Raw genomic sequence first — 24,849 nt, 5'->3', positions numbered from 1 at the left:
CTGTGCAGGGGCCGACAGCCCGCCCCGTCGCTCCTCGGCCGACGTTCGAACATGACAGACGCCGATCAGCCCAAGCAGCGGTCCGATGAGCCTGACCGCTGGATTGCTCGTAGATTGGTAGACGACGGGCAGTCGCGCTCGCCGAGCTGAAGAGAGCGCGCTATGGCAGCGGATATCAATTTCTCGGCCTTCTTCGATGCCACTCCGAGCCCGTATCTGGTGCTGGACACGGACCTGGTGATTCGCTACGTGAACCGGGCCTACCTGCAGGCCACCCGGCGGACCGGGCATGAGCTGATCGGGAAGTACTTCTTCGACGCCCTGCCAGAGAATCCCACCACTACCGGCGACGCAGAACAACTCAAGGCATCGCTCATGCGGGCCCGGGACACCGGACAGCCGGACACCCTGGTCTTGCAGCGGTACGACATTTCCGCCCCTGACCAGCCGAGCGGGTTCGAGGAACGGTGGTGGTCCGACATCCACACCCCGCTCCCCGGCCCCGACGGCACAGTGGCATGGATCGTCCAGCGGTCCGAGGACGTCACCGCCTTCATCCACTCCCGCCGGGCGCGCGAACTCACTGAGGAGTTCACCGAACGGGAGAAGGGCATGGCAGCCGAGCTCTACGCCCGGGCCCGGGAGCTGCACCGGCTGAATCAGGAACTGCGCCAGGCCCACGCCCGAGAACGCCAGGTCGCCATCGCCCTGCAGGAGGCCATGCTGCAGGACCGCGACCTCACCCAGCACCGCGACAACATCGCCGTGCGCTACCTGCCCGCGACGAAATCACTGAACGTGTGCGGCGACTGGTACGACGTCGTCGACCTGGCACCCGACCGCTACTCGGCGGCGGTCGGGGACGTCGTGGGCCACGGCATTGAGGCCGCAGCCGTCATGGGCATGCTCCGCAGTGCCCTGAGCGCAGCCATCCGGGCCGTCCCCAGTCCCGCCCAGGCCCTGGAAGTCCTCGGCCTGTACGCCCGCTCCGTCGATGGCGCGACGGCGGCGACCGCGGTCAAGGTACTCATCGACACCCGCAGCAGACTGATCATCTACAGCAACGCCGGGCACCCGCCGCCCGTCCTGCTCCACCCCGACGGGACCTGCGAGCTGCTGGACCAGGCCACCGATCCACCGCTCGGTGCCCGCCCCTACCACGTCCCCCGCCCCCAGGCCGGCCTGCCCTACACACCGGGGGACACGCTCGTGCTCTACACAGACGGACTCATCGAACGCCGCGACGAGGACATCGACACCAGCCTGGCCCGCCTGACCGCAGCCCTCGCCCAGGACAGCGCCCTCGCTCCCGAGCAACTCGCGGACGCCCTGCTGGCTCGCCTCAGCGTGGCCAGCGGAGCGCTCGACGACATCGCCCTGGTCGTCATGCGCCTGTGAACGCTGCGAGCCTCAGCAGCTCCGATGGGGAGCCGAGACCTTCGCTCACCCGGACGCAGTAGCGCGACGTCAGGTACGCAACTCCAATTCGCATTACGCCCCGTTGTGCGAACGTACCGGGACGGAGCGCGCTCGACTCCTCAGCGCGAATCATCGCCCGGGCCATCATTTTCGGCTACGCGCGGGAGTTGTTCACTCAGTACGTCGACAAGCGGGGGCAGAAGGTACTGGACGCTGTGCGTGGCCCCACGAGCCCACCACTCGACGCTGACTCGCCCGCCGCTGCCCAGGCAGCTACTCAGCCGCATCCTCATCTCGTTACTCCACAGCGCGGCCGATGAGTTTGTGGCTCCCGGCCAGTCCAAGTTCGCGAGACCCTAGGAAAGGACACCGCCATGTCGGAGCTTCTCGTCGACTTCATCACCACCCTCGACGGCTACGCCTCGGGAGAGGGATGGCCCGGGTTCTGGGGCCTCGAGGGCCCGGAGTACCTCGCGTGGCTCGGCGAGCAGCCCGAGGTCACCTACCTGATGGGAGCGAACACCTACCGCCTGATGTCGGGCTTCGCCGCAGGCGAGGTCCCGAAGGGCCAAGACGAGTTCAGGCCCGAAGAAGAGGCGTCCGTCGACGAGCTCACGCAAGCGTCAAAGGTGGTGTTCTCCTCCTCACTCGAGGAGCCATTGACGTGGGCCAACTCCACGCTCGTCCGCGACGACGCCGTCGAGGCGGTCCGCGCCATGAAGTCGAGTGGCTCGGGGCTCCTCAGCACGATCGGCAGCCTCAGCCTGTGCCGGTCCCTGCTACGTGCCGGACTCGTCGACCGCTTCCGGGTCGTGATGTTTCCAGTGATCACCGGGGCGACAGGCGAAGAACGCATCTACGACGGCTATCCGGACGTTGCCCTCGAGATGATCGAGCACCGCACCTTCGACGGCCGCATCCAGCTGGTCGAGTACAAGCCCCGCGTGCTCGAGCACCCGCCGCTCGGCGTCCCTGGGTGACGTCGCCTCGTCCGCCGGTCTGGACGGCCGCCAGGCCGGCGCCGGCGGGCGCGGAGCAAGACCTGATAGGGGGCGAACGGCCAACGTCAGGACGCCCGGTCCATCGTCGCGGTGCGGCGAGAGTTGACGCCGCAGCAGAACAGGCACGGAGCCAGTGATCATGTTGGGAGGAGATCGCCCAGTGGGGCCGGCGCGCCGCCGTCGGCCTGCTGGCACGGATGGGAGCAGCCGACCGCCCCGGGCGCTTCTTGACAGCTGCTTATGGGAGATGCGCGATGGGGAGCCCAGGCCTCGGGGCCCCCTCCGTGGACACTCCCTATCGCTGACCAGGCATGTCGCATGCTTGCCTCGTCGAGGAGTTCGGACGCCTGGCCTCCCGCTCCGCGCGGCGCTGTTCCTCCTACCGGGCGGCGTGGCGGCGGCGGGCGATGTAGGCGTCCCGGCAGGGGCTGCCGATCGCGTCCAGCAGCGGCTCGCAGTGGTCGCGGCCGAAGCGCCGGAACGCCGGTCCGGCCGGGTCGTGTTCGCGCAGCAGGTCCAGCGTGATCGCCACGATCGGGATGCAGCGGTCGTAGGAGTGGTATCCGCCCTCGGGGTACGCGCTGCTGGGCCCGTGTGGGAGTCACCTGCCAGCTGTTTGCGTGATCGATTTCGGCGGGAATTGATGTCGTTGCTCGGCGGGAATGTTGCGGGGAGACCACTGATCGGCCCGGCCGCTCTGTTCAGCGTTCATGGCGCCGAGCCTGTGCGGTGAGCAGGATGGCGCCCAGTTGCACGGCGACGGGTCTGCGGATCTCCAGGCGCATGCCCGCGGTTTCGGTCTCGGCTTCGGTCGTCCAGCGGTCGAAGTGCCCGGCGAGGCGGGAGCGCTGGGTGCGGATGGCCGGGGCGGGGTTGCCCGCGTCGATCTCGGCGTCGAGCATGCGCAGGCAGGTACCGAGCAGGCGGAGCCGGACGAGGTGTACTTCCTGGCGCTGGTCGAACGTTTCGGCGACCGTGGCGGGCCGATCAGGCAGGGCGAGCGCCTCGAGCTGGCCGGCGTACGTACGCAATGTTCGCAGCGTGCCCTCGACGGAGCGTCGGAACGGGGATCGTACGGTGAGGTCGTTGGCGACGGCGTTCAGTGCGGTCTCCACGGTCGTGAACGCCTCTTTCCGGGCGGCTGCGGAGGCGGCTACCAGGTCTCGGTAGTCGAGGTCCGTCGCGGTCTCGTCGGCCGCCCGGTCGTCGGTCCACAGGGGGACCTCGGCCACCAAGTGCAGCGCGTCGAATCGGGCGGCGTAGTCGGCACTGCCGGCGCCCGCCCCGAAGGCCGGGCCGAGGGTGGAGCCGGTGGGGGTGGAGTAGACGGATGGCGCGATCAGCCGCGAGCCCGGCACCTCGGGCTCGCCGTGATGGCTGGGTAGCCCCTCGATGGCGGCGAGTTCGGCGAGCTGCCGGGCGAGCGCCGCGTCGTCGCGGTTGAGGTAGTAGAACACCCCCTGGTGCTCGCCATTGTGCAGCGAGCAGACCAGGTCCGGCTCGATCTCGTCCATCAGCCGCATCAGAGCCGTGGTCTCCGGCAACGGGCGGTCGAAGCGGTAGTCGCCGACGGTGAGAGGGAAGCTCCACTCGACCTGCTCGTCCAGGTCAGGGCGGTAGAAGTGCTCGGCGTAGGCGCGGCGGTCGCCGGGGTTTCCGTACCAGCCCTCATTGAGCCGGGCGCCGTCGGGGTCGGCGCACGCAAGGACGTGCCAGCGGCATCCCAACTCAGCGCGCAGTGCCGAGTCCCGGCAGAGCAGGTCGACCAGGGCGGTGATCGTGCGAAAGCCGATCGGCTCGTTGGGGTGCGGCCCACCAATAACCAGGGCGTCCGCCGGGCCGTCGCCGATGGTGAGCACGCGCAGGGGATCGCCCAGCCGCGAGGTCCCGACGGTCCTGATCCGTGCCAGCTGCGGGTGGGTGGTGGTGATGGCGTCGAACTCCGCGTGGAGGGCGTCGACGGACGGGAAGGACGGGTAGTCGGGCACCTGGCCCATGTAGCGCGTGATATCCATAAGGAGATTACTGTAATAATGTGATTATGAGAATGACGAGGGCGGAGACCAAGGAACGCAACCGCCGCGCACTGCTGGAGGCCGCACGCCGGGTCGTGACCCGTGACGGTCATGGCGCCAGGCTGGAAGAGATCGCCGAACAGGCCGGCCTGACCACCGGGGCCGTCTACTCGCTCTTCGGGAGCAAGAACGGCCTGCTGACCGCCCTGGTCGCCGACCACCTCGGCCCGCACTACGACGGGATCGACCAGGCGGTGCCCGCCAGCCTCGACCTGCTGGCGGCCGTCGAGGCGTTCGCCCACTTCTACGCGCGCACCTGTGCGAACCCCGAGGCCCTGCGTCATTTGTCGTTTGAGACGAGCCTGCAGGACATGGCCCTGCGCGACCCCGAGCTGAAGGCCAGGCTGGCTACGTCCATCCAGGCACACGAAGAGCGCTTGGCTGAGCTGTTCACCGGCAGACCGCATCAGGGCTCCACGGTGTCGGCGCGGCAGGCGCGGCACCTGGCAAGAGCGCTGCGGGCACTGCTTTCCGGACTCGGCCAGCGCGCCGTCCTCGGCCTGACCGAGCAGGCCCCTGAGCGGTACTTCGCCGATACCGCCCGCGCCCTGGTCGCACCCGAGGTGCTCGGGCCTGCCTGACAGTGACGCATCGAGTCCCGCGGCAGAACCACTCCACCGTCCACCGTCCCACCGCAAGCCCCTGGGCGACGCCAAAAGTGAATGCTGCCTTCGTCCGATAGAGCGATGGCAGAAGCCGTGCATGGGAACGTGGGGAACCGGCCCATTCGACAGCGACCTCGCTGCAGACTTCGTCGATGAGCTTGAGGGGCTGACTCCTCAGAAGGTCATCGACGTGCTTGAGCGAGCACTTCATCGAGTCACGGACTCCGGAGCACGCGTGGATGGCGGAGACGGCATCGAGGCAGTAGCCGCTGCGGCTGTCGTCGCCAGCACAATCCCGAACAGTGGACAGGTCCTGGAAGAGGCGCGGGCGCGGGGATTGCAGGCACGTCGCCTGCGTGGGACACGTACCCGGGTCCGGTGGTTGCGCACGGATGAGGAGTTTCGCCCGTTCGAAGGGCGTAGAGGTAGGTTGCCTGTGGCGGAGAGGCCCGGCCACCCGGCGTCATGTGCCTCGTTTGGAACGACTCTGTCGGTGAATTGGGGACGTGGCGGTGCGTGGGGCCGTGTAGGGGCTGGCCGTGGTGGCTCTGTTCGGGGTGGCCTCCCTGTTCTTGGGTGGCCACGGCGGCCGGAGGATGTTCCTCGCTGTCGTGGGATTGTGTGCCGCCTTCATAGCCGTGGTGGGGACGCTCCCCGGGCTCTTCTTGTGGTGGTTTCGCGGGGGAGAGGTCCGGCGCTGCTGCGACTGGCGCACCGTCAGGGGCCGGGCCGGGCCCTTGTCGGTCGGGGCCCCGGTCCTGATGCGGGTCGGGGTGCCGGCCTTGGTGCTGTTCCCCGGCGTCTTCGGCCTGCACTATCTCGTGGGCGGCGCCGGATACGGCAGCTGGCTGTACGGCGACTGAGCTTCGCGCCCGGCGCGGGCGGTCGCCATGGGACGACCCGAGAAGCCGGTGGACCGCACCGTACCGACGTGCGCGAAGCTCGCGGACTTTCTGCGCAGCCGCAAGGCCGGGGCTGACTGACCTATGAGCAGATGACCAAGCTCCTGCACGTGAAGGGGGGCACCGTCGAAGGCGACGCTTGAGCGCGCCGCCTCCGCAGCACTGTCCCCGCCTGGGAGACCGTCCAGGCCTTCATCGTGGTCACCACCACCAAGGACGAGGAGCTCGCCGGGACCAAGAGCATGACCCGCCGCATCATCGCGGGCGACACGCTGCCCGTTGCCCCTCAGCAGACCATCGCCTTCCTGAGGGCCTGCTACGTACTCGTACCGGCCGAACTCAGATCCTGGCTCGAGGCAAGGATTCGGACCCTTCCATGCAACAACGCTTGGGACAACGGCGTGGGTCAAGGCCATGGGAGTTTGGTTGCCCAGGTCGCTTCCAATAGCGAGCAAGATTGTTTCGATACGACGTTCATCAGCCAGTGGGCTAAGAATCGAGAGGTAGCGGCTCAACTTCAGGATGCCGTGGCACGCCGCCTCTGGCGGCCTGTCGATTCGAGGGGCATTCAATTCCAGGCATAGGGGTGCGCGGTCTATTCCCCAGCTAAGGACTGTCCCGTAACCGTGAAAGGGCGGTGCGGTGGGGCCGTGCCCTGGAGCCTGTCGCTTCAGGAACCTCAGGCGTCGACCTGCTGCCGCCGCTCGAAGTGGTAGTGCACATTCGAGAACTTCGGTTCCGACGACGGCTCGGGGTAGCCCACCTCCCTGATGACGGGCTGGAGCCGGTTCGCGATGAACGCTTCACACGCCTCGGTCGACTCCCACAGGTCAACGACCCGCAAACCCGTGTCAGTGATGATCGCCGTGTGGAACAGCAGCCCTTCAGGAGGCCGCTCCGCTCGCGCGCCCACACGCTGATCCACAGTGTCGTACTGCTGCGCTGTCACTCCCGAAAACTCGACCTCCACCAGGACAGCCATGAGACCTCCCATAACTGCTGCGAGCCGTGACTGCCGGGCGGCAGCCCCGCCATTTCCAGGCTCTCGCCGCATCCCTGGGCATGCAAAACGTGCGAGAGTTCAGCCACCGCGCGGAGCGCTCCTGCCACAGCATTGCGGGAGCAAGATCACGATCTACCGCTTGAGTGCTAGGCCGCCCCGCAGTGCGCTGCGAGCGGCCTCCCGGCTCCGGCCGATGGAGGAGGGCTCAGGCTTGGAGGGGCCGTTTCGCGGGTCCGCTCCTCGGCGACCTTCCTGCCGCCGCCACCGCTCCTGCTGCCACGCCTGCCTGATGCCGTGGCCGGGATGCGAGGCCAGGGAGAGGGGCAGATGATTGACGCGTAGGCCGCGGCGCGATCACCATCCTGGGGGCATGGAGATGCGACATGCCGGTTCACAAGGTCCGCCCGGACATCAGCGTTCTGAATGACAGCCTTGAGGCGCCGGGGATCGGGCACCTCCCGGTGAACGCCTTCGTACTGCTCGCCTCGCAGCCCGTCGTCATCGACACCGGACTAGGGCTCCCCGACAGGAACTTTCTAGAGGTGCTTGGTTCTGTGCTGGATCCCGCCGACGTGCGATGGATCTGGCTTACGCACCCGGATCGTGATCACACGGGTGGCATATTCGATCTGCTCGCCGCGGCGCCCAAGGCGCGCGTCGTGACCACGTTCCTGTCCGCCGGGTTCATGTCCTGTGAGAGGCCGCTGCCGCTCGATCGCCTGTATTTGCTCAATCCGGGGCAGAGCCTCAATGTCGGCGACCGCACGCTCACGGGGTTCAAGCCGCCGCTGTTCGACAACCCAGCCACAGTCGCCCTCTTCGACGACCGGTCGGGGGTCTGCTTCAGCTCCGACTGCTTCGGTGGGCCGATGCCCAGTGCTGAACTGGCACACGCCGATGACGTCCGTGCGGTCGGCGTGGAGGAGTTGAGGGCCGCGCAACTGCTGTGGGCCACGGTCGACAGCCCGTGGGTGCACAACGTGGATGTCCAGAAGTTCCTCGGCACCTTCCAGCCGCTGCGGGACAGGGAGCCGGAGCTCATCCTCTCCACGCATCTGCCACCGGCGCCGGGGCTCACCGCGTCGATGATCGACACGCTCGGCTCGGCAGCCGGGGAATCGGCGTTCGTAGGGCCGGACCAGGCGGCGCTGGAGCAGATGCTGGCAGGGTTCGAGCCCACCGGCGGCGGGCACCAGCCTGCACCCGGTAGCCCGGGATGACTTCCGCGTCGCCTGCATATGCGCGACAGGCCGTGATGTAGCGGTCGGTGATCGGTGCGGATCGGGCGTCCACCTGGCCAAGCAGCACTGCGAGTGGCCAACTATCGCTGCGAGTCACAGTGCGCGGGGCAGCCTACCTCCTTTGCTCCATGCAAGCCGCCACTAGGCGTGTCCGTTAAATGCGAGCCCAGACCAGCACTGCGGCGAGGACCGCAGCCCGAGCGGTAGACGATCGCGAGCTTGTCGAACCTAGTGGCCAAACCCCGCCACTGCTTGAGCAGCGCGAAGGACCGTTCGACCACGTTGCGGTTTTTGTAGGCCACCGGATCGAACTTCGACGGACGCCCGCCTGCTGAACCACGGCGGCGACGGTGCTTCTGCTGGTCACGCCGCGCAGGGATGACCGCAGTGATCCCCCGGGCCTTGAGCGTCGCTCGGATCGCTCGGGAGGAGTATGCCTTGTCCCCTAGCAGCATGGTCGGGGTCGCGCGGGGGCGGCCCGCTCCAGTCCTGGGGACTCGCAGCTCGTCCAGCAGCAACGGCAGGGAGCGGCCGTCGTGCGCCTCCCCAGGCGTCACGATGACGGCCAGCGGTCGGCCCTGACCGTCCACGGCGTGGTGGATCTTCGTGGTCAGCCCACCGCGGGAACGGCCGATCGCGTGCCCAGCGGGCTCTCGGTGGCCGTTGAGGCCCTGCCCTTGGGCTGCAGCCCGGCACTCCTCGGGACGGTGCGTGTTGGTGGCGTGCTGGTGGGCCCGGGTGATGGTGGAGTCCACCGCCACCCGCCAATCGATCAGCCCGTCGTCGTCCGCGCGGGCGAGCAGGACGCCGAGCCCGCGGTCCCAGATTCCGACGGCGGCCCAGCGGCGGTGGCGGGCCCACACGGTCTTCCAGGATCCGAACACGGCTGGAAGGTCTCGCCAAGGGATGCCGGTGCGGTACCGGTAGACGATCGCCTCCACAACGCAGCGGTGATCGGCCCACGGCCTGCCGCGACGACCGGTACCGGAGGGCAGCAGAGGTCGGATCCGGTCCCACAGCCGGTCGGTCAGCCGGGCGTAGCGAGGCAACAGGATCAGACCGTGGGGGCGCTGTGCAGCTGGGCCGGCCCGGCCTGGATCAGTCAATCGTCTTGATCACCTGGGCGGGCACTCCCGCGACCACGGTGCCAGCTGGAACACGCGCTCGGCCCCAACACCGGCGACGAGGCCCTGATGGACACGCTGGCCGACTCGGCCTCGCTGGCCACCCTCGTCGGCAGCGGGGACCGGTATCTGTGGCCCCAGACCCACGACCTGCGGCGCATCCCGTTGCACGACCCGACCCCGGTCTACCCGCATGTGCTGCTTTTCCGCAGCGGAGACCAGCACCCCGTGCTGACCGCGCTACGCGACCATCTGCGCACCGCAGGCCCGCCTAGCCGGCACGACGTGTGGGCACCGGACTGGGTAGCCCGCTGACCAGATGACCGAATTAACAGACACCCCCTGGGCCCGCTTGTTCGCGCGCGGCGGCGGACTGGACCGCGGTACCGTCGATCCGCAGGGCCACGCCTGCCGCGCCGGCGTAGGCGTCGTTCAGAAGCCAATGAGCGGGCAGCCGCACACCCGGCCCGGTCGTAAAATCCGTTGACGGGCACGCCGCCCGGCTTTGACGATCAGGCGCATGTCTGCCGCCCTGATGCCTCTGCGCCACCGCGCGTTCCGTTACCTCTTCATAGGTACGACGGCCAACCTGCTCGGCAACGGAGTTGCGCCGATCGCCCTGGCTTTCGCCGTGCTCGACGCCACTGGCTCGGTCGGCTCGCTCGGGTTGGTGGTCGGCGCCCACTCCCTCACCAGCATCCTCTTCCTGCTGTACGGCGGGGTGTTGGCGGACCGGCTGCCGCGCGGCCCGCTGCTGGTGGGCAGCAGTGTGGTCAGCGCCGCGAGCCAGGCGGTGGTCGCGGCCCTGGTCCTCACCCACAGCGCCGCCATCCCTGTGCTCATGGTGCTCGCCGCGGTGAACGGGGCGGCAAGTTCCTGCTATCAGCCGGCCGCCCAGGCCCTGCTGCCCCAGACCGTGCCGGCCGAGTCCGGCCGCGCGGCCCTCGCGCTCTCCCGGGTCGCGGGCAGCAGCGCGATGATCGTGGGCGCCTCGCTGGGCGGCGTACTGGTCGCCGCCATCGGCCCAGGCTGGGGCCTGGCCGTCGACGCGCTCAGCTTCGCGCTCGCCGCCGCGTCCTTCGCGCTGGTCCGCGTCCAGGTCGCGCCGCCCGCGCCCAGCCCCGGCCTGGTGCATGAACTGCGCCTCGGCTGGCGGGAGTTCACCTCCCGTACCTGGGTGTGGGTGATCGTGGTGGCCTTCTGCTTCCTCAACGCCGGCCTCACCGCCTCGTTCACCGTCCTCGGCCCGGCCGTCGCCGACACCACCGGGATCGGCCGCAGCGGCTGGGGCCTGGCCCTTGCTGCGGGCTCGCTCGGTGCGGTCGCCGGCGGCATATTGTCGCTGAGATGGCGGCCCCGGCGCGCCATTCTGGTCGGCTGCGCGCTGATGGGCCTGACGGCGACGATCCCGCTGCTGCTCGCGCTCGCCCCGTATACCTGGGTGCTGGTCGTGGCCAATTTTGTGGCGGGCGTGGGCGTCGAACAGGCCGGCGTCGCCTGGTACTCGACCCTCAACGAGCAGATCCCCGAGGACCGCCTGGCCCGCGTCTACGCCTACGACGACCTCGGCTCCTACCTCGCGCTTCCGCTCGCCCAGTTCGCCGCCGGACCCGCCGTGCTCCTCCTCGGTCTCCATGCCACCCTCTACGCGGCCGCCGCGCTCATCCTCCTCGCCACCCTCACCATGGTCGCCACCCCCTCCATCCGCGCCCTGGCTCCGAAGACCGCGGAACCGCTGCCCGCCTCCGAAGATCCGGTGCCTGGCTGAACTCGACTCTGACGTGTATGGATGGACGGCCATGCCGATGTGTGGGCAATCTTCAGAGGCGCCAAGGCCCTGCACGCGGTCGTCCACGTCCGCGTCGAGCCGTTCAAGCATGTCGGCATCACCGCGGTCTGCGGCGTGGAGTCCGCGAGGATTCCTGCTGGGCGCGGCCGCTGCGGTGCAGCTAAGCGAAGGCGTTCTCGCCCACCCTGGATGACGACGATTCGGAATCGTAGGCGGCGCTCGGCGCAGGCAGAGATCACTACGGTCAGGGCTTTCTGACGGCGCTGTTGCGGGCGGCGATCTGATCGAATGTGGGGACTGGTGCAGCCCACCGGCCCCATCTCTCGGGTTCATCGAGGGCCCAGTGAGCGATGTCCGGGTAGAAGGCCCGGACGGCCTGCTTGACCGTGTGGGCGCTGGCCCGGGGTTCGGTGATGGTGACGACGGTGCCGTTCGGGCTGCGCTTCCGGTCCGTCTTCGTGGCGAGGCAGGTCTTCCAGGCCGTGCCCGTTTCGGCATCCAGACGGAGTCGATGCCGGGGTGGTGTTGCTCGAGGTCGGCCCAGAACAGGCTTGTCAGGGACGTCGATAGCTTGTTGAGCGAGGTGTAGTCGAGGTTCGGCTGGCGTTCGGTGAGGTAGTCGACGATGAGGTCGCGGACCGGTCTGCACTGCAGGTTGTAGCGGTCCACAAGGTCGGCGGTGCTGACCTGCCACCACGGATTTCGATGTCGGCCAGGGTCGCGGGGGCGTCCGGCGGGAACTGTGCTTCGTTGATGTCGTCGCGTCGTTCCCACCGGATCCGCAGACGGCGGAAGCCATGCGGTCGGCGATCGCCGAGCGGGGACAGTCGCACGGCACCGGCCTGGGTACCGCGCGGGATCGTAGCCGCGGTCCGCGAACAGCATGTCGGGCCGTCGGCGTGGCCGGCCGACGACTCCGCCCACTGCCGGGATCTTGTCCAGCAGGGGCAGCAGTTGGGTGACGTCGTTGCGGTTGCCGCCGGTCAGCGACACCGCGAGCGGGATGCCCTGGCCGTCGGTGATGACGTGGTGGTTGCTGCCCGGGCGTGCGCGGTCGACCGGGCTGGGACCGCTTTTGGGCCCCGCCGGGCCGCCCGGACGTGAGAGGAGTCGATCACCGCCCGCGACCAGTCCAGCTTGTTCTTCGAGCGCAGCCGGTGCAGCAGCAGCTGGTCCTAGACGCCGGCCTCGTTCCAGGCTGCCAGACGCCGCCAGCAGGTCATGCCCGAGCCGAACGCCTGCGGTCCGGCACCCGCGGCCGCTGGTAGCGACCAGCGCCACCCCGACGGCGAATGCACTCGCAACGGATCGTGATCGCACGAAACAGTCTCTCACTTCTTTTGGGTGATGTTCGCGCTGCTTGACGGCGCTTGGTGTGTAGGGGGCCCCTATGGGTTTGGTCAACCTGTGGGAGCGGGCTGGGGGTCGTAGAAGGTGCCGTCGCGCAGCATTGCGAAGAGCACGTCGGTTCGTCGTCTCGCGAGGCAGAGGAGGCCTTGGGTGCGGTGCTTGCCTACGGCGATCTTCTTGTACGAGCCCGAGTGCGGGTCGCGGGAGCGGGGTCGGCCATGCGGTGATCGACCTGCGCGCTCTTGGACCCAGACCGAAACCCCGCGGTGGACCCGGCCACTGCCAGAAGGACAGACGCCGACAAAGTCCGGCCGGGGCCAGTACCCCAGCGCCAGCCGCGGTGATCAACTGCGTTCGGGCGGTCGGATTGACTGGGCGTGGCGGAAGACGTTCTTGGGGTCCCAGCGTTGCTTGGTGCGCTGCAGGCGTTTGTAGTTGTTTTTGTAGTAGAGCCGGGGTGATCGTTGCCCGGAGGTGTTGAGGGTGGCGTTGTCGAGGTCGACGTCGGGGTAGTTGACGTAGCAGCCGTCTGTGTTTGATGTCTGCGATGCGGGCAGGGCGACATCGGGTACCGCGGGCACGCCACCGGTGGACTTGTAGACGTCCTTGTAGAAGTTGCGGATCCAGCGCAGGTGCGGTTCGGCGATCCCGCTGTCCTTGTCGGCGTCGCGGTAGTCGTACACCCCGTTGGCGTCGGCGTCCTTGTCCCAGGTCCAGTACGCCTGGTACTGCAGCTTCATGACAGAGGAGCGCTGCGGTACAGCTGTCGCCTCCGGGGCGACGTCGTTGACCATCCCCCCGTAGGAGTCGACCTGCAGCAGAGCGTCGGGGTTCTCATAGGTGGTGTCGGTGAGGTGGCGGTGAATGGCGTCGATCTGTTCCTCGGTGAACGCCTTGGTGTGGTAGGCCGACTTGTACTTGCCGCAGCGGTTGGGGCCGGAGTCGTTCAGGCTCTGGGTGGCGGTCAGCCACGGCAGGAGGGTGGGAATGAACAGCTCACGTTGCGCGGGGTGCTCACCGGTCGGCTGGTCCAGGACCGTCTCGTGGACGTACGTTTGGGTGCCGGCGGTGAAGCCTTCGGTGATGTAGTCCAGGAAGGCCTTCAGGCGCGCGGGTGAGTCGTCGCTCGTGCCGTCCATCTGGATGATCAGGCCGACCTTGCCGTTGGACACGTGTGTGAGCTTGAGCAGGGTGAACAGGTCTCGGTATCCGTAGCGGTGGATGAAGTCCGGTCCGTTCCCGGCATGCTCGTGCTCGAAGAACTGCCCGTAGCGGCGCACCAGCGACTTGAACAGGTCGGGGTGCTGCTGGAACTGCTCCCACTTCCAGGCGACGGACCTGAGCAGCACCTGGGCGGGTGGCTGAGGCAGGTCGCGGAACCAGTAGCGGGTGATGACACCGAAGTTCCCGCCGCCTCCGCCGGTATGGGCCCACCACAGGTCGCGCAGGCTCGGGTCGTCGGAGTCCTTGCGGGCCACGGTGACCCGGGGGGTCCTGCCATCGGCGACGGTGACCACCTCGACGGCGTAGAGGTAGTCGACGGTCAGGCCATGGAGCCTGGACAGCAGGCCGTATCCGCCGCCGCAGATGTGGCCGCCGCTGCCGACGGAGTAGCAGGAGCCGCCCGGCAGGGCCCGGCCCGTGGTCCGGTACAGCTGGGTGGTGCTGTGCCAGTTCGTCGCGCCCGCCTCGACGCAGTACGCCTTCATCGACGGGTCGTAGTAGGCGCGGTTCATGGGGCTGACGTCGATGATGACGCCGACGTCGTGGGAGGAGACGAAGTTCTCATAGCAGTGGCCGCCGGAGCGTACGGTGATGCGGCGCTTGGTGTTGGCCGGTTTGCTGAGGAACGTGGTCAGGGCTGCTGACACGTCGTCCGCGGACGTTGCTACCACGATGTGGTCGGGATGGGCGATCCAGCGTTGGTTGAACCCGCGGCGCAGTGCGTCGTACCGCTCATCGCCCGGCTTGACTTCGATCGGTTGTGCTGGCATCGGTGCCTCTCATGGTGGGGGGAGCGTGCATGAGCATGCGAGGTCGGAGTCGGTCGGCGGCCTCGGACAGGTCGGCCGTGCCTGGCCGGCCGCCACAACCACTCGCCGACTGCGGCGATGCATTCCGTCGACAGCTGTTCACCACCGGGGAGCACCCGTCGGCGCACCCCGCAGGCAACCACCCGTCAGGGCTCATCACGGACGGAACGCGTACACCTGTCACTGTCGCCAGACGTCGGCCTGCAGAGGAAGGCGTGCGGCTTTGCGTTTAATGCGCGCCGTCCCCCACAGGACCGCCTCACGCGCCGCGTTTGCACCGCTGGCATGTGAAAGCGCGGCTTGCGCACCGGGGGAAAGACGCGCCGGTGCCATCTGTCTTTTGACTTGTGCGGCAGCACACACTGCAACTACGCGGCGTCAGAGTCCCTCAGCGTATCTGTTAGTGGGATAATCATTTGCCGCGGGCGTGATGTCAGCAACCAGGATTGAGCGCATCTTCACCTGCGCCGAGTTCTAGCTCTTGCCTGTATGTAGACGGCGTTGCAGCCATTTGGGCATGTCCTGCAGCGAGACATCCGAGTTCAGCTGAGGGGCGCGCGGCCTGAGGCCGCGACGTGTACTGCGGCAACGCGCTGATACGGGACGTGGCCAGCACCAATCGCCGCCGCGACAGGAGTTGGTGATCCGGCGGTGGTCTGATCGTGTCTTGTGCCGGGCGATGGTGGCGGCGTGCTGCACCAGTTGTATGTCAGCGGGGTCGGGCTTGCAAGGCACGGTCTTGATCTTGTCGAGGTGCCCGTACACCGTCGACCGGGGCACGCCGAACATGTCGGCGATCTGTTGGACGGTCTTTTCTCGCTCATCGTAGAACCGTTGGGCGAGCGCGGCCTGGTCCGAGGTGAGCTTCGGCCGGCGCCCGCCGACCCGGCCCCGAGCCCGCGCGGAGGCGAGACCGTCGTTGGTGTTCGCCACGATCAGTTCACGCTGGAGCTCGGCGAGCACGGACAGCATCCCGGACATCGCCCGGCCCGCCATCGTGGTGGTGTCGATGCCCTGCTCGATGACGTGCAGCCCGATCCCGCGCTCGCGCAAGTCGGCGCCGAGCGTCACCAAGTGCAGCACCGAACGGGAGAGCCGAGTGACCTTCAATGTGTCGCCCTCACGCAGCAGCTTAAGGACGAGTTTGAGCTTCGGCCGGGACGCCTTCGCACCGCTCGCCTTGTCGACGTGGATGTTGTCGCGGTCGACGCCGGTTCGTAGCAGGGCGTCAATCTTGGTGATCGGGGTTCTGGTCGGCGGTCGAGGCCCGCGCGTAGCCGATGAGCGTGTGTCGAAATCGATCGGCCGGACTGTTCACCGACGTTGATGCCCGACGCGAGCCGACACTGCCCACCTGGGGTTTGTGATCACCCGGGTGAGTAGCGACAGACGGTCGTTTGCGGACCGTTGGGGCGGGATCTGCGCGGCACAGGAGCCCGGCGGCGGCTTGGTGAGGTCATGTGCCGCCGCCGGGCACTCCTTTGCAACTCGCTGCACAGGCCGGATTTCCCTCCGGGTGCCCACCAGTCCGGCCGGGGTGTTCGGCTCCGACTTCTTGTGGGGCTTGCTGAAGCCGGCGGGCTTGTAGTGCAGCAGCCGGCCCTCGCGCTTCCCGCGGGTGAAGTCCTGCAGCGTCTGCAGCTGGACAACGTCGGGGACGAGGGTGCCGGTCGCGAACTGGTTGTCGATCCGGACATCGTGGTACTTGCTGTAGTCCACGATCAGCTGGAGGTCTATCTCCGGGAACCGTGCGCGGAAGACGGTGCGCACGCTCGCACCGCTGCCCGAGTTGGCGAGGTCGCCGCCCTCGGTGAGGGCGTCCTGGTACAGCTCGTCGAGGGTCCTGCTCTCCTCGGAGCCGCTGCCGTTCGCGGACTTGGTGGAAGCGGCCGAGGCGGGGGCGGCCGAGGCGTGGGATGCGGTGGTGCCGAGTGTGCCGAGGCTGAGCGCAGTCCCCGCTCCGGTGGCGAGAAGTCGTCGTCGGCTGGGCAAGTTGGTCACGGGATTTCGCCTTCTGCGTGAGGGGAGGGTGATCTCGGTTCAGGCGCGCTCCGCGGCCCGTGCGACCGCCTCGGCGAGCATCGCCGCGACATCGTAGGGACAGGTGCGGGGAATGCCCCGAGGGCACCTGCACGCTGTGTGCGGCGCGGGCGGCCCACTGTTCCTGCACGGCCGGCGGCAGGGAGGGGTCCTGTGTTGCCACGGTGTAGGTGAGTGGTGTGTTGGCGGGGGCGGCACCGAGCGTTTCGGTGAAGGCGCGCATTCCTTGCCAGTTGAGCCCTTTGACGGCCTGGGCGGTCAGGTCGGGATCGACACCGCTGAAGATGGCCTGCTGGACGTCACCTGCCTTGACGGCGAGTCCGTCCGGCGAGTGGATCCAGTTGGGCGGGAAATCGCCGCCCATCCGTTCCATCATCGAGCTGCCCGGTTCCAGCGCGAACGCGGCCATGTAGACCAGCTCTGCGACCTGGCCCGTCTCGGCCGCCGCCCAGGTGGCGGGAACACCGCCGTAGGAATGCGCGGCCAGCACGTCATAAGTGTCCTCCTCACGTGCGGAAGCCATGCGCCGCGACGGGGAACCGCGGCGAACGGCCGGCGTTGCGATGGTCAGTCGTTCATCGCGTCGCGGACGAGCGCGGTGTCGACGAACTGCTCGAAGCGGACGATGAGTCCGCCGCGGACGACGAAGTGATGGGCGACGCGCACGTCGATCGGCTCGCCCGTGGCCTTGTTGACGGCGGTGTAGCGGGCGAGGACGACGACGTTCTCGCCGTCGACGACGTAGGTGTCGTCGTGGGCGATCCAGCCCGTCCAGTCCTGGCCGAGCTTCTCCATCACGTTGGACGTGACGCCTTCGGGCGTGCGGTAGGTGCCGGCGAGCGGGAAGCCGGCCATCTCCGTCCACTCGACGTCGGGGGCGAGCGTGGCCCGCAGGGCCGCCAGGTCACCGGCCGCCGAGGCCAGGTACTGGCGGCGGACGACGTCCGGGGGGGCGGTGGAGGCGACGAGATCGGTGCTGTCGTGCGTCATGCCGGTCAGCCCCACTTCATCTCGCCCTTGGCGACCTTCGCCCCCAGCTGGGCGGCGATCAGCATGCCGTTGTCCGGGTAGCGCGCGACGAGGGCCTCGGTGAGCGCGGCGCCGTCGGCGGCCCTGTCCAGCTCCTCCTCGAAGGCGACCAGGTAGTCGCGGGTGGCGGTGATGGCGGAGGCGTCGGCAGGGGCGCCGGGGAGGCGATGGCCGGGAACGACCAGCTCCGGCCGCAGGGCGGCCATCTCGTCGAGCAGGCCGATCCAGACGGCGCGGTCGTCGGAGGTGGGGGTGTCGGCAACCCACACGTGCTCCTTCTGGAACAGCAGGACGCCGCCGAGGAGGGCGCGGTGCTCGGCCTGCCACAGGTAGTGGCGGTCGGACAGTCCGGCGGGGCCGCCCTTGAGCTCGAAGCGGTGGCCTTCGAGGGTGAGGTCGCCGGTGAAGGGCTCCAGGTCGACCAGGCGGGTGGGCAGGTTGGGGCCGAGAGCCTCCCAGGCCTTGAGCTTGCCCTCGTAGGAGTGCTTGATGTGCTCGATGACGATCGGGGTGGCGACGAACCGCGCCTCGGGGAAGGCGTCGGCGATGACCTCGGCACCGAAGTAGAAGTCGGGGTCGCCGTGGCTGACGAACACCGTGGTGAGCTTCTTGCCGGAGTCGAGGACCTCGGCGGCCAGGCGGTGGCCGTCGGCGCGGGTGAAGGCGGCGTCGACCAGCAGCGCCTCGTGCTCGCCGGTGACGAGGGTGGCGGTCTTGTTCTTGCTGCCGGCGGGGAAGTCGAGGTCGAGGACCTTGAAGGAAAGAGTGCTCATGGCTGCTTCCTGACGTGAGGTGCTGGTTGGGGAAACCGGCGCTCCGCCATGTGGCGGTGCGTCCTGGAGAGACGGGTGAGGTCGGAGCTGCAGTCAAGATCGATCTGCGGTTGCACGGAGCACACGTCGGCTCGTACGCCGTGCCGGTAGGAGCGGACCGTCAGCCCTGGGTGCCGTTCTGGTCTGTGGGGTAAAGACCGAGAAGGTTCTTGGGATCCGACGGGTTGGCGCCATGAACGTCGCCGACGTAAAGGCCGATGCGAGCCTTGTAACGATCCAGGGCCGCACGGTCGCTCATGAACTCACCGAGGCCGAGCGGGTTCATGTTGGCGTAGTCGAAGACGCTCTTGCGGCCGGCCGGCGGGGCGACGTCGGTGCGGGCGCTCCAGGTGCCGATGGCGTGTTCCTGGGCGTCCTTGGACAGCAGCCAGCTCAGGTACAGCTTGGCGGCGGCCTTGTGTGGGGCGCTATTGAGGATGGCGCCGGTCTGAGGCCAGGCCACCCAAGGGGACTTGCGTGGCAGGCTGGTCCGGGAGAGACCACTGGCACTGCCGCCGGTGCCGAAGCTCGCCACGTTGTTGCCGGTGCCGACCAGGTCGGCGGAGTCCTGGGTGCCACGCACGAACTTCGGGTTCTGGGCAAGCAGTCGCTTCAGGTAGTCGAAGCCGTACTTGTCGGTGAGCTGCTTGAAGTAGTAGAGGACGGCGTCGTCGTCGTTGGGGTAGGTGAAGACGAGCTTGTTCTTGAACTGGGGCTTGAGGAAGTCCCTCGCTTCGACCGGCGCGTCCGAGCCGAGGGTGGTAGCTGTGACGTTGGCGAAGGCGAAGAAGAACAGGCCGGTGTAGTAGCCGTCCTTGTCCTTGATCTGCCGGTAGACCTTGTCCCAGCCGACCGGCTTGTACTTCTGCAGCGCTCCTTCCTTCTTCCAGCGCGGGAAGTCGTCGAGGGTCTGCAGATGGACGACATCGGCGACGACGTGGCGTTCGGCGACCTGGTGGTCGACGCGGGCGTCGTGGTTCTTGCTGAAGTCGACGACGATGTCGACCTTCATCTTGGGGAACTTCTTCTCGAACGCCTTCTTGAGGTAGTCGGCCTGGCCGGGCTTGTCTCCCCCGGCGTAGACCACGAGGCGGCCGCCCTCGGTCACGGCCTGTTGGTACAGCGCCTGAAGCTGGGCCTCCGCACTCGATCCGGTCTGTGCGGGTTGGGAGGAGGGGACGGCGGCGGTGGCACCGCCCGCGGCCAGGACGCACAGAGCGACGCCGAGGGCCCAGGTGCTGCGGGTCGACTTCACAACTACTCCTTCGGGGGCCTGGAGGGTTTCAGGCGGTCAGAGATGCCGGGCGCCGATGCCGTGGGTGGGGTCCAGGACGGTGACCCGGTCCGCGGACGTCAGCCCCGGCCGCTGCCGACGCGGCGGGCGACACCACGTGCTTGGAAATATATCTGCTGCTGCAGATTCTGCAAGCGCAGATCCTTCCGACATCGGACTTCTGGCATTCTGGTGAGGTGAATGAGCAACTGCTGAATGACGAGGACGTGACCCTCTTCGGTCTGTTCGTGGAGGCCTACGCATGCATCAAGCCACTGGTGAACCGCGATATCGGCATTCCCGACACCTGGTTCGAGGTGCTGCTGAGACTGGGCCGCACACCCGGTCACCGGATGCGCATGACCGACCTGGCCGATGCCGTGTCCTTCAGCTCGGGCGGCTTCACCCGGCTCGCCGACCGCATCGAGAGGGAAGGGCTGATCCGCCGAGAGCCCGACCCCCGCGACCGGCGGGCGGCACTCGCCGTACTGACCGAGCAGGGCGGCGAAGCCCTCAACAAGGCGTTGACCGCACATGTCTCCCACCTGCGCAGTCATGTCACCTCCGTGCTCTCAGCCGAAGATCGCTGCCACTTTGCACGCATCCTGCGCACACTCCGCGACGCCAACCAGTGAGCTCGGGCCTAGACCCAGGCGATAGCTGCGCGCTCGGACGATGGTCGGCGGTAACGGTCCTCGCACTCGGTCACCGACAGCTGGAGTTCTGCATCGAGGCCGTGGTCCAAACCGCCCTGTCGGGAGAGGACCTCGTCGCGGAGGACCGCGAGGAACTGCGCGAGGCGAGCGCGCTCCTGCTCGGCGACATCCTCATAGTCGGCCAGTTACTGATTTCCTCGGGGTGTTGTCGGGTAGCGACGTCTCGACCGCCTGGTGGCCACGGGCGCGATCCGCGGTTTCACCGCTCTCGTCGACCCCCAGGCGCTGGCCTGGCACACGAGGCGTTCGTCGAGGTGCACTGCGCCCGCAACCCCATCCCCGCCCAGCTGCGCCAAGCCCTGGAAGACGTCCCCGAAGTTGTCGAAGCCTGCACCGTCTCCGGAGCAGCCGATGCAGTGCTCCACATGCTTGCCAGAGACATCACCCATCTGGAACTGGCCATCCAACGGGGTTCGCGCCACCGCTCCCGTCGACAGGACCGAGAGCGTCATCGTGCTCTCCCGGCTGCTCAACCGGCCCTTCGTTGTGACTACTGGCGATTCGGTGGGCTCAGCCGACCGGGCTGGGGGACAAGGCAAAGCCGAAGAGGTCCTTGGGGTCATCGAGGCCGGCCAGCCCTTTCTCGCTCTGGAAGGTTTCTTCCACCCGCCATCTGAATCCGGCGACCGTCACCAAGGTGGTCAGCGGCACCGGCTCGGGTGAGCAGCAGCGGTAGTAGGCGAGTTCACCGGTCGTGCGGTTACGGCGGATCAGGAGCTGGCGGTGGCCCGGCGCCGCTTCGGCGAGATCGATGACGGCCCAGTTGTAGAACCGTTGTCCCTTCGCGCCGCGTCCGGCCGAGAGCTTCTGCCAGGCCCGCTTGGGCACTTTCCGCGCCAGGCATCAGCGCGGAAGGTGCCTGCGCCGGTGGTCTTCCGGCCGAACAGGCCACCGCGAGCACATAGCCCAGGCGCGTTCCTCCATGGCCGTGCGCAGTTTCGGGTTGCCGCCGTAGACCTCGTCCCCGGATTGACCCAGCTCACGTGGTGTCCGGCGTCCAGAAACCGTTCGATCATCGTGTGGGCCAGTTCCGGCTTGGTCGCGAAGGAGGTGTCCTCGCCGAGCCCACGGCCCGGCAGCGTTCCGGGTCGCGCGTCCAGGACCGCGGAATGTACAGCTCCCGGTCCACTGTGGCGTGTCCCCGCTCGCCGGCGTAGACGAGGTAGACGGCGACCTGGGAGTTCTCCATCCGCCCGGCTGTGCCGGTGTACTGGCGCTGCACCCCGACCGTGTGGGTGCCCTTCTTCACATCGCCGGTCTCGTCGACGACCAGTACCGCGGCCTCGTCGTGGAGGTTTTCGACGACGTATTCGCGCACGTCGTCACGGACCGCATCCGCGTCCCAGGAGGCCCGGCACAGCAGGTGCTGCATGCCGTGCGGGGTCGATTCCCCGGCCCACTCCGCGATCGTCCAGCAGCTCTTGCGCGGCAGGTCAGCCAGCAGCCCAACACCAACCGCCCGGCCCGCAGGCGGGGTTCGACCCGCGCGAACCGGCCCGCGATACGCCCCATGGCCACCTCGAACGTCTCCCGCCAGCGGACGGGATCTATGCTGTGGCCTGCACCCACCGTCTCGTCGTCTGTCCACACAACTCACGATGATCAACGGTGGCCGCACTCATGCCACATCGGGCCTTGACCAGCCAAATCACGATCTGATGCTGGAGTGCAGGAGTAACGATGACGGATGCATGGCAGGGTCGTACCCGCGACGTTCCTCGCCGGGGAGGCGCAGTCGTATTGGCCAGAGGGCGGATGCTTCTCATCCGATATGCCCCCGAAGACGGCCACAAGTACTTCATCCCTGGCGGTGGCGTCGAGCCAGGGGAAGCCCCATCGCTGACTGCCGAGCGGGAGTTGGCGGAAGAGACCGGTCTGACCGCGACGGCTGAGCGGGAACTGGCCGTGGTACGTAACAGCGACCGCGTGGAGCACTACTACCTGATGCGCTTGGGCGACCCGCATTGCGCTGAACAGCGCGCAGTTCCCGGTGACTTGTCGCCCGGTCAGCAACTGGAGTGGGTGGACGTGGCCCTCTTGCCCAACACCCCCGTTTGGCCCAAGAGACTGGCGTGGCGCATCACCGAATGGTCCACAAACGGCTGGCCCGACCGGCCCGTGCAACTCGACGACTCGATCCGCGACCTGCACGCTCCGTGTGACTGGTAGAGCGAAACCGTGAGCATCACCCTCGTTGCTCAGCCCGCTCACGACTAGGCCGCCGAGGTATCCGGGTGTCGTGTTGCAGGCAGGGGTGTTCAGGTGGGTGGATTCGCCGCGCGTGCCACCACTGCACCGGACGGTGTGCCACGGACACGGGAAGCGTCTATGCCGTGGCGGCGCGGCGGTTGAGGAGTGGTTACGGTCGCCGGCCCTGCCCTTGTCGTCGACGCACGGCGCCCATTGCACGACGCGTGATCAACAAGCTGCGGCTCCGCCATCCCGACACCGCTCACTGGCTTCGTTCACTTCAAGCAGCAGCGTTTGTCCATCGGTTTGGGTGGCGATGGGCGGTCGGCGGGGCCGTGGATGTTCACGAGAAATGACGTCAGATCCCGTCCTTGAACCCGCAGGGCGGAGCAGTGCGGGTTGTGAGTCGTTGGAGGGGGTGTGACGGATGAAAGACGTGCCCGGGCAGGTGGGTTGATCGGTCCGCGAGTCTTGATCTCGCTACCGTGCCTGTTGATCACTGACTTCCTCGGGGTGTGGTCGGGGGTGGTGACGGGTGGGCCCTGTAGGCCGGTGGTATGCGGTACGCGCAGGGTGGCGGGCTGACCGCCGAGAGGCGACGGCTTCGTGAGCGGATCCGGTACGAGGAAGGTGAGCGGTTCGGCCGTGGTGAGAGGACTGCGGTGATCGCTCTCGGGCCGGTGGCCGAGGACTGCCGTACTGTCGGAACCGCCGCCGGCCACCCCTGCGACCGCCTCCGGCTCGCCGCAACAGTCACTTCCACCGGGGCACAAGCAGCCGGTAGGGGGTGAGGCTGGGGGGCTACGACTTGGTGCCGACCGTGCGCAGTGTGGCCAGCACCAGTGCCCGGGTGACGGTGACGATGTCGCTCACGCGGACCTGTTCCTGTGGACCGTGTGCGAGGCGTACGTCGCCGGGGCCGTACTGCAGCGTGGGGATGCCCGCCCCGGAGTACAGCCGCAGGTCGCTGCCGTAGGGGGCGCCTCGCTCGGAAGGTCGCGGGCCGCCGGTGACGTCGGCGTGCGCGTCGGCGACCTGGGCCGCGAGCGGATGCCCGGCCGGCAGCCGTCCGCTGGCGAACTGCCCGCCGGGCCACGTCACCGTGGCGGGGTGGGAGCGCAGCCAGGGGTCGGCCGCGCAGGCTTCGGCCACGCACGCCTCCAGTTCGGTGCGTGCCTGGGCCGGATCCTCGCCCAGCCGGACGCCCAGTCTTCCCTCGGCCACCAGGAGGTCGGGCACGCTGCTGGCCCAGTCGCCGGAATGGACGGTACCGACGGACAGCGGGTAGGGGATGGGGTATTCGGACATGAGCGGGTCGGCGCCGACGTTGCGGCGGGCTTCCAGATGGGCGAGCGCGCGGTGGACGGGCAGGTATGCGTCGATGGCGCTCACTCCCACGTATCTGGTGCTGCCGTGGGTGGCCCGGCCGGGTACTTGGATGCGAAAGGTCAGGGCGCCGGCGTTCGCAGTCATGACCGCGCCGCTGGTCGGTTCGGTGATGATGCAGGCGTCGCCGGTGTGGCCGCGTTGGAGAGTACCGAACGCCCCGAGCCCCCCGTCCTCTTCGCTGACCACGAATTGCGCGGAGACCTGGCCGCGCAACCTTGCGCCCGCCTCCCGTATCGCGGCCAGGGCGCCGAGTATCGCCACCACACCCGCCTTCATGTCGCACGCTCCTCGTGCGTGCACCACGTCCCCGGTAACCCGAGGGCGGAAGGGGTCACCCTCCCAACGCGCCAGGTCCCCGGAAGGGACGACGTCGACGTGCCCCTGGAGGATCAGGGTCGGCCCGTCGCCCTGGGGCACCGTGCCGCCCACCAGGCCCCACGCCTCGGTGCGCGGGGCCTCGCTGCCGGGAAAACGGGGATGGTCACGTAGCTCGGGCAGGTTCATGGACCACAGGTCGACATCGAGGTCCATCCGCTTCAGATGCCGGGCCAGCACGTGCTGAACCTCGGACTCCGCGGCGCTCCCCGTCACGCTCGGAACAGCGAGAAGTTCCAGCAGCAGCCGGGCGATGCCCGCCTCGTCCACCGCGGCCAGTGCCGAGGCTTCCACATCGCTCAGGCTTGCTGTCATCTCAACACCGCTCCCAGCACGTGACATCAGGACAAGCCGGAGACTATGTTCGGCGGATAATGCAAGCAATCGCCATTTGCTGCTGTCCACCATCGCTTTCTTGCAATGTCAGCGGGCCCGTGGCCATTTATTGCGCTGGGCCGCAGGGTTCCGATGTCTGGAGTGAGG

21 protein-coding genes and 6 pseudogenes are annotated in these 24,849 nt (G+C 68.0%); 13 read left to right on the top strand and 14 right to left on the bottom strand.

What is annotated here, in order from left to right; translation table 11 throughout:
- Positions 1-162 precede the first annotated feature (162 nt).
- On the top strand, positions 163-1,398 hold the full coding sequence (locus SCNRRL3882_RS00695) for a PP2C family protein-serine/threonine phosphatase (RefSeq protein WP_010048399.1): 1,236 nt from the start codon (positions 163-165) through the stop codon (positions 1,396-1,398).
- Positions 1,399-1,793: 395 nt separating this feature from the next.
- On the top strand, positions 1,794-2,399 hold the full coding sequence (locus SCNRRL3882_RS00690; protein WP_010048397.1) for a dihydrofolate reductase family protein: 606 nt from the start codon (positions 1,794-1,796) through the stop codon (positions 2,397-2,399).
- A gap of 400 nt (positions 2,400-2,799) precedes the next feature.
- Here the strand turns inward: SCNRRL3882_RS00690 and SCNRRL3882_RS40635 are convergent, their stop codons facing one another.
- Positions 2,800-2,952 (bottom strand): hypothetical protein, encoded by a 153-nt coding sequence (locus tag SCNRRL3882_RS40635; protein WP_010048394.1) that lies wholly within the window; start codon positions 2,950-2,952, stop codon positions 2,800-2,802.
- Between the two features lie 169 nt (positions 2,953-3,121).
- Complete coding sequence (locus SCNRRL3882_RS00685) at positions 3,122-4,435, bottom strand: M14 family zinc carboxypeptidase (protein ID WP_040904395.1); 1,314 nt, start codon at positions 4,433-4,435, stop codon at positions 3,122-3,124.
- A gap of 32 nt (positions 4,436-4,467) precedes the next feature.
- Here SCNRRL3882_RS00685 and SCNRRL3882_RS00680 point away from each other — a divergent pair, with 32 nt between their 5' ends.
- From SCNRRL3882_RS00680 to SCNRRL3882_RS40630, 4 genes and pseudogenes are all read left to right on the top strand, one after another.
- Positions 4,468-5,076, top strand: coding sequence for a TetR/AcrR family transcriptional regulator (locus tag SCNRRL3882_RS00680; RefSeq protein WP_010048389.1), 609 nt, complete (start codon positions 4,468-4,470; stop codon positions 5,074-5,076).
- A gap of 121 nt (positions 5,077-5,197) precedes the next feature.
- Positions 5,198-5,404: pseudogene (locus SCNRRL3882_RS42540) on the top strand (DUF4259 domain-containing protein); the annotation flags it as partial.
- Between the two features lie 235 nt (positions 5,405-5,639).
- Positions 5,640-5,963 (top strand): DUF6336 family protein, encoded by a 324-nt coding sequence (locus SCNRRL3882_RS41490; protein WP_010048388.1) that lies wholly within the window; start codon positions 5,640-5,642, stop codon positions 5,961-5,963.
- Positions 5,964-6,199: 236 nt separating this feature from the next.
- On the top strand, positions 6,200-6,586 hold the full coding sequence (locus SCNRRL3882_RS40630) for a hypothetical protein (protein WP_158688480.1): 387 nt from the start codon (positions 6,200-6,202) through the stop codon (positions 6,584-6,586).
- Between the two features lie 95 nt (positions 6,587-6,681).
- Here the strand turns inward: SCNRRL3882_RS40630 and SCNRRL3882_RS00665 are convergent, their stop codons facing one another.
- Positions 6,682-6,984 (bottom strand): hypothetical protein, encoded by a 303-nt coding sequence (locus SCNRRL3882_RS00665; protein WP_010048386.1) that lies wholly within the window; start codon positions 6,982-6,984, stop codon positions 6,682-6,684.
- A gap of 404 nt (positions 6,985-7,388) precedes the next feature.
- Between SCNRRL3882_RS00665 and SCNRRL3882_RS00660 the strand changes: the two genes are divergently transcribed.
- Positions 7,389-8,225 carry an MBL fold metallo-hydrolase gene (locus tag SCNRRL3882_RS00660; protein ID WP_010048385.1) on the top strand — a complete coding sequence of 279 codons (837 nt, stop codon included), beginning with the start codon at positions 7,389-7,391 and terminating at the stop codon, positions 8,223-8,225.
- Between the two features lie 175 nt (positions 8,226-8,400).
- Here SCNRRL3882_RS00660 and SCNRRL3882_RS00655 read toward each other — a convergent pair.
- Positions 8,401-9,295 (bottom strand): IS5 family transposase gene (locus SCNRRL3882_RS00655; RefSeq protein WP_418952394.1). Its coding sequence is split into 2 segments (ribosomal slippage): positions 8,401-8,442 and positions 8,444-9,295, totalling 894 coding nucleotides; the frame shifts between segments, so codons are not numbered across the junction.
- A gap of 111 nt (positions 9,296-9,406) precedes the next feature.
- Here SCNRRL3882_RS00655 and SCNRRL3882_RS00650 point away from each other — a divergent pair.
- Positions 9,407-9,685, top strand: a pseudogene (locus SCNRRL3882_RS00650) (LysR family transcriptional regulator); the annotation flags it as partial.
- 205 nt (positions 9,686-9,890) lie between these two features.
- On the top strand, positions 9,891-11,138 hold the full coding sequence (locus SCNRRL3882_RS00645) for an MFS transporter (protein ID WP_029181762.1): 1,248 nt from the start codon (positions 9,891-9,893) through the stop codon (positions 11,136-11,138).
- Positions 11,139-11,908: 770 nt separating this feature from the next.
- Here SCNRRL3882_RS00645 and SCNRRL3882_RS41485 read toward each other — a convergent pair.
- The 8 genes and pseudogenes from SCNRRL3882_RS41485 to SCNRRL3882_RS00600 form a co-directional block, all read right to left on the bottom strand.
- Positions 11,909-12,388, bottom strand: a pseudogene (locus SCNRRL3882_RS41485) (transposase); the annotation flags it as partial.
- A gap of 171 nt (positions 12,389-12,559) precedes the next feature.
- Positions 12,560-12,712 (bottom strand): annotated as a pseudogene (locus tag SCNRRL3882_RS41480) (IS110 family transposase); the annotation flags it as partial.
- A gap of 141 nt (positions 12,713-12,853) precedes the next feature.
- Complete coding sequence (locus SCNRRL3882_RS00630; protein ID WP_010048376.1) at positions 12,854-14,503, bottom strand: FAD-dependent oxidoreductase; 1,650 nt, start codon at positions 14,501-14,503, stop codon at positions 12,854-12,856.
- Between the two features lie 513 nt (positions 14,504-15,016).
- Complete coding sequence (locus tag SCNRRL3882_RS41475; protein ID WP_231911213.1) at positions 15,017-15,736, bottom strand: recombinase family protein; 720 nt, start codon at positions 15,734-15,736, stop codon at positions 15,017-15,019.
- Between the two features lie 120 nt (positions 15,737-15,856).
- The gene (locus SCNRRL3882_RS42535) at positions 15,857-16,543 is read right to left on the bottom strand and encodes a hypothetical protein (protein WP_050810343.1); all 687 of its coding nucleotides are present in this window, start codon (positions 16,541-16,543) and stop codon (positions 15,857-15,859) included.
- 606 nt (positions 16,544-17,149) lie between these two features.
- A complete protein-coding gene (locus SCNRRL3882_RS00610) occupies positions 17,150-17,572 on the bottom strand; it encodes a nuclear transport factor 2 family protein (RefSeq protein WP_040904401.1) in 423 nt (140 codons plus the stop codon).
- A 5-nt stretch (positions 17,573-17,577) separates the two neighbouring features.
- A complete protein-coding gene (locus SCNRRL3882_RS00605) occupies positions 17,578-18,384 on the bottom strand; it encodes an MBL fold metallo-hydrolase (protein WP_010048363.1) in 807 nt (268 codons plus the stop codon).
- Between the two features lie 160 nt (positions 18,385-18,544).
- On the bottom strand, positions 18,545-19,678 hold the full coding sequence (locus tag SCNRRL3882_RS00600) for an ABC transporter substrate-binding protein (protein ID WP_010048360.1): 1,134 nt from the start codon (positions 19,676-19,678) through the stop codon (positions 18,545-18,547).
- A 140-nt stretch (positions 19,679-19,818) separates the two neighbouring features.
- On the opposite strand from SCNRRL3882_RS00600, the gene SCNRRL3882_RS00595 reads away from it, so the two are divergent.
- Together SCNRRL3882_RS00595 and SCNRRL3882_RS41470 are read left to right on the top strand one after the other, a co-directional pair.
- Positions 19,819-20,331 carry a MarR family winged helix-turn-helix transcriptional regulator gene (locus SCNRRL3882_RS00595; protein ID WP_231911037.1) on the top strand — a complete coding sequence of 171 codons (513 nt, stop codon included), beginning with the start codon at positions 19,819-19,821 and terminating at the stop codon, positions 20,329-20,331.
- Positions 20,328-21,029 (top strand): Lrp/AsnC ligand binding domain-containing protein, encoded by a 702-nt coding sequence (locus SCNRRL3882_RS41470; RefSeq protein WP_231911035.1) that lies wholly within the window; start codon positions 20,328-20,330, stop codon positions 21,027-21,029. The genes SCNRRL3882_RS00595 and SCNRRL3882_RS41470 overlap by 4 nt, the downstream gene beginning before the upstream one ends.
- On the opposite strand, the pseudogene SCNRRL3882_RS00585 reads toward SCNRRL3882_RS41470, so the two are convergent.
- Positions 20,971-21,924: pseudogene (locus tag SCNRRL3882_RS00585) on the bottom strand (IS701 family transposase); the annotation flags it as partial. The gene SCNRRL3882_RS41470 and the pseudogene SCNRRL3882_RS00585 overlap by 59 nt on opposite strands.
- A gap of 168 nt (positions 21,925-22,092) precedes the next feature.
- On the opposite strand from SCNRRL3882_RS00585, the gene SCNRRL3882_RS00580 reads away from it, so the two are divergent.
- Positions 22,093-22,581, top strand: a complete 489-nt coding sequence (locus tag SCNRRL3882_RS00580) for an NUDIX hydrolase (protein WP_078602995.1) — start codon at positions 22,093-22,095, stop codon at positions 22,579-22,581.
- Between the two features lie 578 nt (positions 22,582-23,159).
- Positions 23,160-23,273, top strand: a pseudogene (locus tag SCNRRL3882_RS42530) (IS630 family transposase); the annotation flags it as partial.
- A 130-nt stretch (positions 23,274-23,403) separates the two neighbouring features.
- On the opposite strand, the gene SCNRRL3882_RS00575 reads toward SCNRRL3882_RS42530, so the two are convergent.
- Positions 23,404-24,681, bottom strand: a complete 1,278-nt coding sequence (locus SCNRRL3882_RS00575; protein WP_173937218.1) for an ArgE/DapE family deacylase — start codon at positions 24,679-24,681, stop codon at positions 23,404-23,406.
- Positions 24,682-24,849 lie beyond the last annotated feature (168 nt).

Origin of the sequence: Streptomyces chartreusis NRRL 3882, assembly GCF_900236475.1 — a bacterium.
In the GTDB taxonomy this organism is placed as follows: domain Bacteria; phylum Actinomycetota; class Actinomycetes; order Streptomycetales; family Streptomycetaceae; genus Streptomyces; species Streptomyces chartreusis_D.
Note: the sequence above shows the minus strand (reverse complement) of the source record. Positions and strands in the feature narration are given on the sequence as shown.